The following is a 9,473-nucleotide window of genomic DNA, read 5'->3' as shown; positions in this document are numbered from 1 at the left end:
GGAAGCGTCAGAACTCCCATCATCGCAGGTCAGCAGGCACCTCTCTTCGTCTCGCTATCCACAGACCGCCCGTCAATCGGTGGATCAAGGCTTAGAGTTCATGCCTCTTCTGCGAAGGGCGACGTTGAAGTCCACGCCTCCAGGCCAGGCACTCCCCTTCTTTCACCTCATCCGCGGAAGGTGATCGACATGCGGGCAGGCGTCCCTGGCAGGCGGCCGGAAGCCGTGCCCCCCCATCCGAAGGCTGGCGCCCAAGCCCAACTTCCTCGACGCGACCGCTGTCACCACGGCCAGGACGACGTTCACCAAGCACCGCACCCCTCTGCAACAGCTGCTCGACGGCGGCCGCAGCGCCTACACCATCCGGCCCGACGGCCGGGCCGAGCCCCTGGGCAAGCCCGGCTTGCCCACGCGGGAGTGGGCTTGCCCAGTCATCGGATGGCGATGGGGACGATGCAGACCGCGAGGACGGCCGCGCCGCCCATGGCGACCATCAGCGGCGTGGCCAGCGCCGGGTGGCGGTGCGCCAGGTAGCCCAGGGCGCCCACCACCAGGGCGACGACCAGGACCTGGAGCAGCAGGACGAGCAGGGCGAGCACGGAATTCAGGCCTGCGAGGTGTGCCGGCCGGACCTGGTGCCCGGCGCGCCATGATCAGCGCCTGGTCGCAGCATGAAAGTTGTGGAACTCCCGATCAGCGTGTCGCCGGCCCGTGCCGTTGCGGTGCTGCCGCAGGGGCCGGGCTGGTGGTACGAGCCCAAATTCGACGGTTCTCCAGACATCCGGAGATGTCTCATTCGGGCGGGCCAGTAGAGTGGCGGCGGACGAGAGAAGAGATCCTCCGATGGACTCCCGCATATCGCGCATACGCTCCAAGCTGGCGAAGGTCCCGTACCAGGTGCAGCGCAGCCACTCGATGGGCGCCGAGCGTCACGCGTTTCGCGTTGGCCCGCGCATCAGTTCCGCTCAGGCGGACGTCTTCGAGGGCGAACACCACATCGAATTGCCGTCGGCCTACCGAAAGTTCCTTGTCAAACTTGGGGGCAGCGGTGCCGGCCCCTTCTACGGACTACTTCCGCTGGAGGAGTGCAGGCTGTTCACCATGGACCGGCAGCCGCCGGACGGCACCCCGCGGGGATTCCATCACGTGAACCACCCGGACGCGCTGCAAGGAGACCTGTTCCTCCACATCATCGAGATGGGCTGCACCGACCTGTGCCTCATCGGCGTGACTGGCCCCCTCGCCGGCCGCATGCTCACCGGTAACGCGGACGGCTTCTGGCCCCCGAACGTCTCCTCGGCCCAGGACTTCCTCTCCTGGTACGAACGCTGGCTGGACCACATGCGGGACGGCAAGGACAACGACGCTCTGGGGCTCACCTCCCCTGCGACCGTCGCAAGCGCCCCCTGGGGCCCCCGCGCCAGGGCCCGGAAAACTCTGTGGTCGCAAGCCGCAGAGTGCTGAGGCGACGGCACTCAGGACCGAGATCCTCACAGCGCCCTTGTCTCATGAGACAAGGCGAAGTCTGGAGAACGACGGGCACCGAGTTGTACTGCGGCGCACCAATGACACCGTGATCCTGTCCATCCGGTCCGGGAGGGCCGTCACGCCGTACCGGATGGACCTGGTTCTGGCCGGCATGGCGGCGGCCGGGCACTGTGCTGGACGAGGAGGCGGTGATCTGGTGGGATGGGCGGCTCGATTTCGCAGCGGCCCAGTTGCGGGCCGCGTCGCCCGTGACCCGGGCCCGTGAGCTGGCCGCGCGGCACCCGGCTTCCGCCTGGGCCAGCGCCACTTTGACCGGGAACTCCACACAACGATCTTGCAAGCCTCTGCCTCGGGCGGAGCCCGGGGCAGTCCGGACGGCCTACCAGGGCCTTCCGGTGTGCGTGCGCCCGCCTTGCGCCTTGTGCCAAGGCTCGGTTGTCACCGACCGCGCCGCATAGGCTGCGCAGGAACCAGGCCGGAGCAGCCGGACTGTCACCAGAAAGGCGCCGTAGTTGTCACACGCAGCCGATCGCCAGCCATCACTGGATGGCAGTGTGACTCGCGACGACCTCATCGCCCGGACGCGATCGGGACGGACCCGCGGCCGACCCGTCCCGATGCGAGGAACGCGAACTTTCTCCAGCGCGGGTTCGAACTGCGGCGAGTCGCCACGCTGCCCTGCCGTCACCACGATCGACATGGGTTTCTGGCCCTGCTCGACGGCCAAGTGCAGCTTGGTGGTGAACCCACCGCGCGAACGTCCCAGCCCGTGATCACAGGGCTCGGTGAACACACCGCCCGGCGATTCCTACTGCAGGTCACCCCGCGTCCGGGCCCCGGCCGCATGCTGGTGGGCACGGCACACCGTGGAATCGACGCCCAGGTCCCACGTGATCGCACCCTTCGCGTCGGCCAGGGACTGCAGCCGGGTGAGGACCCGGTGCCAGGTGCCGTCCCGCTGCCACCGGCGGAACAGGTCGTAGATCCGACCCCACGGCCCATACTCGACGGGCACGTCCCGCCACGGAACACCGGTCCGAACCCGGAACCGTATGCCGTCGATCAGTCGCCGCCAGGACCAGACGGGTGGCCGCCCCGCCTTCCTCCCCTTCGGCAACAACGGCTCCAACACCGCCCACTGCTCGTCCGTGAGATCTCCCCGCCCCATGAACCGAGATCATTCATCGCTCAAGATCCACTTTCGATACACGGCCTAGCAGTAACCGTCCACCCTGGCGCCGGCTGGAGCGAGGTTGGGCCAGGGATGCCCTGCTCTGTCGGAGGCAGCGGACCGTAGGAGGTCAAGAAGAGTGCATCCCGGGTAGCCCCGAAAACTCGCGTAGGTGCCCCGGTAGTAGCAGCTCCAATAGCTCACGACCCGCCGTTGAGTGCACGCGAAGAAGGCAGGGTTGTCCACGATGAACTGCCCGTAAGCGAGGTGGCCGCAGGTGCCGGGCGTGGCGAGATCACGGAGCTCATCGCAGATGACGACCAGGATCTCCAAGACGTACTCGCCAACCAGCTGCACGACGAAGGGGACGACCCATGGGTCCGTGGAACCAACGACCTTCTCCAGGTGACGCTGTCTGACCACCCCGTCGCAGTGCCTTGAGTACAGGCAGTGCAGAAGCTGCCGTTGGCGCGACGAAAGCGACGCCACCGCGTCAGTTGGCGGCTCGTCGTTGTAGAGGCGCCCGGGGATCAAAACTTGCTGGCCCTCTACAGCGACCGAGAACGAGGCATGCGGCTGATGTCGAGAATCAGGCATCACCGCCAGGACTGCCTCGGCATCGCTTGCAAGCTCGGCTGGGAACGCCGTGATCAACGGATTGCTGCTATCGGAAAGCGGCTGCACGAGCCGAGCATAGGCGGACGCCTCGGCCAGGTAGCTGGCATCAATGGCCCCACACCCGCTCAACCCGGCGAAGGTATGTGGTCAGAGCACTAGCTAGTGCTTCGTTCCGGAGCTCCAGAACGAAGCGGTCTACCTCCGATGCCTCGTCCGGATCGAACCGCACCGTTGTGGGAACGGCGTCGGCAGCCGCGGGCGGCAGGCGCCGGCCACCACGGATCCGCCCCAACCGGGCCGGGGCAGAGCCTTGCTGCGAAGGCTGGGCCGTCGGGGCGGGCCCTCCGGGCCGGCGAGGTAGCTCGCAGGGGACTTGTCGTAGCGACTGACGATGCCTCGCCAGGCTTTCAGCTTGTTGATCAGGCGCTCGACGGTGTTCCTCACACACCCAACAACGTGACAGCGCCCGTGCGGGCCCTTCGCGGCTCCACCTGCTCCAGTCCGCCCTGGTCCACGTCAACACGCTGCTGATACAGCAGGTCCTCGCCAACCCTCACCGACGCGGACCGGCGGGCCCTCTCCCCGCTGTTCTGGACCCACGTGAATTCGAACTGGACATGAACAGACGCCTCGGACCTGACCGCCCGGGACGCCGTGCCCGGACCGCGCACTCCCGAGGGCAGACCGGCTGCGGCCCCGGGGTGAGGAACTGGGCCCCGTTCGCCTACGAACAGCAGTCAGCCACCGTCACACTCGCCGTGTATCGAGCAACTGTCCACCGTGGCGTGGCGGTCCTGCGCCTTCGGTCCACGGACCGAGCCTCACGCCTCCTCAGGCAGGTAGGTGGCCAGCGCCCGCAGACCCGCCAGCACCTCGTCGACGGTGGGCGCGGACTCGGGGTCGGTGAGATGCTGCATCATCAGACCGCTGACGAGGGCGAGCTGCACCGAGCCGACGGTGCGGATCGTCGCTTCGGGGAGCTCGCTCTCGGCGGTTCCGGTGACCTCTCGCGCCATGCCACTGCGTCCCTGCCTCAGCCCGGCGGCCACCTGCTCGCGCAGCTCCGGATCGCGCTGCGCGCGCAGGACTGTCTCCAGATTGGCGATCCAGAAGGTCTTGTTGACCGAGAACGCCTCGATCAGGCGACGCCATAGCGCGCTGAGGTCGGTAGCACCCTCCGACGGCCCGAAGGCCTGGTCTCCCGAGTCGAGTGCCTCGAAGAGAGCCTGGTTCAGCAGCGCCTCCTTCGAGCCGAAGTGATAGCCGATCGCCGCCATACTCACGCCCGCCGCGGAGGCGAGATCGCGGACCGTCGTGCGCTCGTAGCCCTTCGTGAAAAGGCAGTGCCTGGCAGCTTCCAGCAGCTTCTCCCGGTTTCCCATGACGCGGACCCTAGCAACAATCTGCACGTTTGCGCCAGACGAACGCCTTAGGCAATCGACTTAGGCAAACGTATTGCGCATCTGCCCAAATCCTGGCTACCGTTCCACGCATCAAAAATCACACCGATCCCGGGAGCCCAGATGAGCACCATGAAGTCCCGCGTCGCCGCCCTTGCCGCGGCCACCGTCTCCGCAACGCTCGCCGCCACGGTGATCACGGCCGGCCCGGCCTCCGCGCGTCCCGGTGCCCAAGACTTACCCGCCACAGTGATGACCGCCGAGGGCCCGGTCCAGGGCGCGGTCGCTGGCGCGGTGCGCACGTTCCAGGGCATCCCTTACGCGGCCCCGCCGACCGGAGAAGGCAGGTGGAAGGAGCCGCAGCCGGTGCGCATTTGGTCGTCGCCGCTGGACGCCCGCGCCCCGAAGAGCGCCTGTGCGCAGCCGACGGACCAGCCCATCTCGATCGAGGACGGCGGCAGTGAGGACTGTCTCTACCTGAACGTCACGACTCCGGCTGGGCGGACGACGGGGCGGCTGCCGGTCATCGTCTGGATTCACGGCGGCAGCTTCACCTACGGTGACGGCGCCACCTATCGCGCGGCCAAGCTGGCCGCCGCGCGGCAGGGTGCGATGGTCGTGACGGTCAATTACCGGCTCGGGGCGTTCGGCTTCCTCTCCGCGCCCGGGCTGCGCGCACCGGCCAACCTCGGCCTTCTTGACCAGCAGGCCGCGCTGAAATGGGTCAACCGCAATGCCGGTGCCTTCGGCGGCGACCCCCGCAATATCACGATCATGGGGCAGTCGGGCGGCGGCTACAGCGGCTGCGCCCAGCTGGTCTCGCCCGGAGCCCGCGGGCTCTTCAGTAAGGCGATCGTGCAGAGTGCGGGCTGCGTCGGACCAGACGGCTCATTCACCCGCACACAGGCGGAGACCAACGGCCTTGCCGTCGCCAAAGCCGCGGGCTGCGACGATCCGCGCACCGTCAACTCCTGCCTGCGGCGCAGGTCCACCGCCGAGCTCATCAAGGCGTCCCTCTCCGGACACGACAGCTACCGGCCCGTGGTGGACGGCCAAGTGCTACCCGAGGCCCCGTCACGGGCAGTCGCCGCCGGGCGGTTCGCCCGGGTACCGGTGCTGCACGGCTCCACTCACGACGAGATGAGCGGGCTGGCTGGGCTCGATGAAATCATGACAGGGAGGCCGCTGACCGCCGAGGAGTATGTCAAGAAGGTCACCGAGCAGTTCGGAAAGGACGCTCCCGCGGTCCTGGCCGAGTACCCGGTCGCGAACTACCCGGCGCCCGGGGCGGCACTGTCGGCCGTGCTGACCGACTCGGAGTGGTCGACCGCGGCGCTCGACACCCAGCGCGCGCTGGCCCGCTACACCCCCGTCTACGCCTACGACTTCGCCGAGGCCAACGCCCCATACTTCAAGGGCGTGCCGCGGCCGGCGAGCTTTTCGCTCGGTACCGGCCACATGATCGACCTGGCCTACCTGTTTGACAACGACCTGTTCGAGCCGCTCGACGCCGCGCAAGCCGGGCTGTCGGACACGGTGACCGCCTACTGGCTCCGGTTTGCGAGCACTGGGCAGGTAAACGGGTATGGCATGCCCACGTGGAAGCGGTTCACGAACCGCAGCCCGTACGTGCAGCGGCTCGCGTCCGGCCGCATCGAGCAGACCGACTTCGCGGCCGACCACCACCACGCCTTCTGGACGGCACTCGCCCCCTCACGGTGAGGTGAAGGGCTCCGAGGAGCACTGAGAGGTCGTTAAGTCCGTTTCAGGATGAGTCTCCGTAGCGGGTGGCAATCGCGGCGGCGTGGTTGCGTAGGGAAGTGCGCAACGACTGCGGGGCCAGGGCTTCCGCGTCCGTGCTGAGCTGCCACAGCGCCCATTCGGCGTGTCGGGAATCTTGGAAGGTAACCTCCACCCGTAGCCAGCCGTCTGCGTCGGGTTCTTCTGCGCGGACGGCCAGCGCGGTCCCCAGCAGATCCTCCCGCCGCGCAGGGTTCACCCGTACGAGCACGGTGATGTGGTCGCCGTCGGAGAGGAACTGCGCGGAGCGTTCGCGCCAGATCCGGTCCAGGTCGACCCGGTTTGGTCGCTGTGCCGTTTCGGGGAGTTGCTCGGCGGCCAGGATGCGGGACAGTCGGTAGGTGCGGTCCGCGCCGGATCTCGTAGCCAGCAAGTAGCCCCGGTCTCGTACCGTAACCAGGCCGATCGGGTCCACCGTGCGCCACTGTGGTGTCCGGCCTGTGGCCGCGTAGTGGATGCGCAGTTTGTGTCCGGCGAGCACCGCGCGCCTGACCTCGATCATGGTGGTGACGGGCACCTCTTCAGCGACCACCCGGCGCGAGAGCAGGTCGGCTTCCGGATCGACGAGAAAACGCTGGGCCGCCTCGCTCGCGGTGGCACGGTGGCCTTCGGGCAGCGCGTCGACCACCTTCCGCATGGCCGAAGCGAGCGCCGAGCCGAGGCCGAATACCTGCTCGCCGCGCCCCGATCCGGCGGTCAGCAAGGCCAGGGCCTCGTCGTGGTTCAGTCCCGCAAGCTCGATCTGGAAGCCGGGCAACAGCGCGAAACCGCCGTGCCTGCCGCGTTCGGAGTAGACCGGGACGCCGGCCACGGACAGCGCCTCGATGTCGCGCAGCACGGTGCGGGTGGACACCTCCAGCTCGCGGGCCAGCGCGTCCGCTGTCATCCGACCGCGCTGGCGCAGCAGTAGTACCAGTGAGACCAGCCGATCGGCACGCATGCGAGAACGTTAACGGAATACATGACTGAGGGTGTCGTGATTTGTTGGCAGGCTTGTTGATACGACGCCAAAGGCGGCGGCTACGGCTACAGAGCGATGGACGTACGTACTCCCCATGAATCGAATGGAGCTGACGTGGCAGTGGAACGAACGGCGGTCAACCCGGTGACGTGGTCGCAGGAGCTGGGATTCAACCAGGGTGAGGTCGTCTCCGGGCACACACGGACCCTGTACATCTCGGGGCAGACCGCGATGAACGGCGACGGCAAGCCCCAGCACGACGGTGACATCGCGGCGCAGTTGGCTCTGAGCATCGACAACCTGGAGGCCGTGCTCGGCGAGGCCGGCATGTCTCTCGCGAACCTCGTCCGGCTCAACGTCTACACGACCGACGTCGATCAGCTCTTCCCGCACTACGGTGTGCTGGCGGCGCGGTTGGGTGCCGCCGGGGTGGCGCCGACCTCCACGATGCTCGAGGTGACGCGACTGGCGATCCCCGGCCAACTGGTCGAGCTCGAGGGAACCGCCGTCGCGTGATGCGACCTCGCCCCCTGCTGCTCGTGCCGGACGAAACCGACACGAGCAGCAGGCGTTAAGTCCCTTCTCTCTCGGTTCGTGATCGCTCGTTCGTGGTGTTGATCGTCGTATCGACTGCTTGTCATGCACATGCTGGGATGCTGGGATGCGGGCGTGGAGCGAAGACCGTATCCGAGCGACTTATCGGACGAGCAGTGGGCGTTGATCGAGCCGATGGTCACGGCCTGGAAGCAGGGCCGGGTGGCACATTCGGCGACTGGAGACCCCGGGGCCTGCGATCTGAGGGAGGTGGTGTACGCGATCTTTTATCAGAATCGGACGGGCTGTCAGTGGCGCTACCTGCCCCACGATCTTCCTGCCTGGTCGGCGGTGTTCTACTACTTCACGCTCTGGCGTGAGGACAGGCTTGACCAGCGGATCCAGGAACCCCTGCGTTGTCAGGTACGGGAGAAGGCCCGCCGATTAGAGGACCCGTCCCTCGTGGTCATCGACACCCAGTCCGTGCGCGCGGCCGCGGGCGTCCCCAAAACCACGACGGGACTGGATGCCAACAAGCGGACGCCGGGGCGCAAGCGGGGACTGGCCGTCGACGTGCTGGGACTGATTATCGGCGTTGTCGTGCTGGCCGCCTCCGCACACGACAACACGGCCGGGGTGGCCCTGCTCGACCAGGCAGCCGAGCGGTACGGGAACCGCTTGGAAAAGGCCCTGGTGGATCAGGGCTTCAAGGACGAGGTCACCATCCACGGCGCCCTGCAGGACATCACCGTCGAGGTCGTCCGCCGCAACCCGGACGACCAAGACAAAGGCTTCGTGCCGCAGCCGAAAAGGTGGGTAGTCGAGCAGGTCAACGGCACGTTGATGCTGCACCGGTGCCTGGCCCGCGAGTACGACCACCGGCCCGACAACTCCGCCTCGCGTGTCTACTGGGCCTCCACCGCGAACATGGCCCGCCGCCTCACCACACCCACACCGGCCTGGCGCGACGGCCTCCGGATGGCCGCGTGAACGTCATCGAACTCCTGGCAGACCTCCAGGCCCGCCACGATGAGGCCAACGCCCGGGTGGGCGAACTGCGTGACCAGATTGAGCACTTGACCGCCGCTCTGGCTGAGGCCGAGGCACGTTTGACGGAACTCGCGACGGCCCGGAAGGTCATCGCGGAACTCGCCCCGACCGGGACCGAACCCGACCCGCCCGAGCCAGCCACCGTCTACCAGGCCATCCTGAACGCCTTCAACCAGCACCCCGCCCAGGCATTCCGGGTCCGTGAACTGCACGAACTCCTCGGCATGCCCACCGACGACCCGGCCCTGAACGTCACCCGCAGCCGCCTCGGACGCCTCACCCGCCAAGGCTTCCTCACGCAACCTGGACGAGGCCGCTACCAGAAGCGGACTTAACGCCCTCTGAGAACGCGCGAGGGATCCGTCGAGAAATTACTGGTGCGTGTCGGGTCAATCGTCTGTTGTCGTTGCGTGTATGACGTAGCGGGCGAGTTCGCTGGGGTCGATGAGAC

Annotated in this window: 10 protein-coding genes and 1 pseudogene; 5 read left to right on the top strand and 6 right to left on the bottom strand. The window is 67.4% G+C overall.

Going from position 1 to position 9,473, the window contains the following annotated elements:
* Nucleotides 1-431: 431 nt before the first annotated feature.
* Nucleotides 432-599 carry a hypothetical protein gene (locus tag ACFU6I_RS46385; RefSeq protein ID WP_384380004.1) on the bottom strand — a complete coding sequence of 56 codons (168 nt, stop codon included), beginning with the start codon at nucleotides 597-599 and terminating at the stop codon, nucleotides 432-434.
* 244 nt (nucleotides 600-843) lie between these two features.
* Between ACFU6I_RS46385 and ACFU6I_RS46380 the strand changes: the two genes are divergently transcribed.
* Entirely contained in the window at nucleotides 844-1,464 is a 621-nt protein-coding gene (locus ACFU6I_RS46380) for an SMI1/KNR4 family protein (RefSeq protein ID WP_384380001.1), read from the top strand.
* 832 nt (nucleotides 1,465-2,296) lie between these two features.
* Here ACFU6I_RS46380 and ACFU6I_RS46375 read toward each other — a convergent pair.
* The 4 genes and pseudogenes from ACFU6I_RS46375 to ACFU6I_RS46360 form a co-directional block, all read right to left on the bottom strand.
* Entirely contained in the window at nucleotides 2,297-2,656 is a 360-nt protein-coding gene (locus ACFU6I_RS46375) for an IS5 family transposase (RefSeq protein WP_384379998.1), read from the bottom strand.
* 45 nt (nucleotides 2,657-2,701) lie between these two features.
* Nucleotides 2,702-3,343: a hypothetical protein gene (locus tag ACFU6I_RS46370; RefSeq protein WP_384379995.1), complete on the bottom strand. Its 642-nt coding sequence runs from the start codon at nucleotides 3,341-3,343 to the stop codon at nucleotides 2,702-2,704.
* 282 nt (nucleotides 3,344-3,625) lie between these two features.
* Nucleotides 3,626-3,718: pseudogene (locus ACFU6I_RS46365) on the bottom strand (IS5/IS1182 family transposase); the annotation flags it as partial.
* 380 nt (nucleotides 3,719-4,098) lie between these two features.
* Nucleotides 4,099-4,659, bottom strand: coding sequence for a TetR/AcrR family transcriptional regulator (locus tag ACFU6I_RS46360; protein WP_384379992.1), 561 nt, complete (start codon nucleotides 4,657-4,659; stop codon nucleotides 4,099-4,101).
* Nucleotides 4,660-4,800: 141 nt separating this feature from the next.
* On the opposite strand from ACFU6I_RS46360, the gene ACFU6I_RS46355 reads away from it, so the two are divergent.
* Nucleotides 4,801-6,399 (top strand): carboxylesterase/lipase family protein, encoded by a 1,599-nt coding sequence (locus tag ACFU6I_RS46355; protein WP_384379989.1) that lies wholly within the window; start codon nucleotides 4,801-4,803, stop codon nucleotides 6,397-6,399.
* Between the two features lie 43 nt (nucleotides 6,400-6,442).
* Here ACFU6I_RS46355 and ACFU6I_RS46350 read toward each other — a convergent pair whose 3' ends face one another.
* The gene (locus ACFU6I_RS46350; RefSeq protein WP_384379987.1) at nucleotides 6,443-7,417 is read right to left on the bottom strand and encodes a helix-turn-helix transcriptional regulator; all 975 of its coding nucleotides are present in this window, start codon (nucleotides 7,415-7,417) and stop codon (nucleotides 6,443-6,445) included.
* 141 nt (nucleotides 7,418-7,558) lie between these two features.
* Between ACFU6I_RS46350 and ACFU6I_RS46345 the strand changes: the two genes are divergently transcribed.
* The 3 genes from ACFU6I_RS46345 (at nucleotide 7,559) to ACFU6I_RS46335 (ending at nucleotide 9,357) form a co-directional block, all read left to right on the top strand.
* On the top strand, nucleotides 7,559-7,954 hold the full coding sequence (locus ACFU6I_RS46345) for a RidA family protein (protein WP_384046413.1): 396 nt from the start codon (nucleotides 7,559-7,561) through the stop codon (nucleotides 7,952-7,954).
* A gap of 153 nt (nucleotides 7,955-8,107) precedes the next feature.
* Complete coding sequence (locus tag ACFU6I_RS46340; protein WP_384379984.1) at nucleotides 8,108-8,962, top strand: IS5 family transposase; 855 nt, start codon at nucleotides 8,108-8,110, stop codon at nucleotides 8,960-8,962.
* The gene (locus tag ACFU6I_RS46335; protein WP_384379981.1) at nucleotides 8,959-9,357 is read left to right on the top strand and encodes a hypothetical protein; all 399 of its coding nucleotides are present in this window, start codon (nucleotides 8,959-8,961) and stop codon (nucleotides 9,355-9,357) included. Before ACFU6I_RS46340 ends, ACFU6I_RS46335 begins: the two co-directional genes overlap by 4 nt.
* The last annotated feature ends 116 nt before the right edge of the window (nucleotides 9,358-9,473 follow it).

It is taken from the genome of Streptomyces sp. NPDC057486 (assembly GCF_042802415.1).
Lineage (GTDB): Bacteria > Actinomycetota > Actinomycetes > Streptomycetales > Streptomycetaceae > Streptomyces > Streptomyces yanii.
This window is presented reverse-complemented; position numbering and strand designations above follow the sequence as displayed.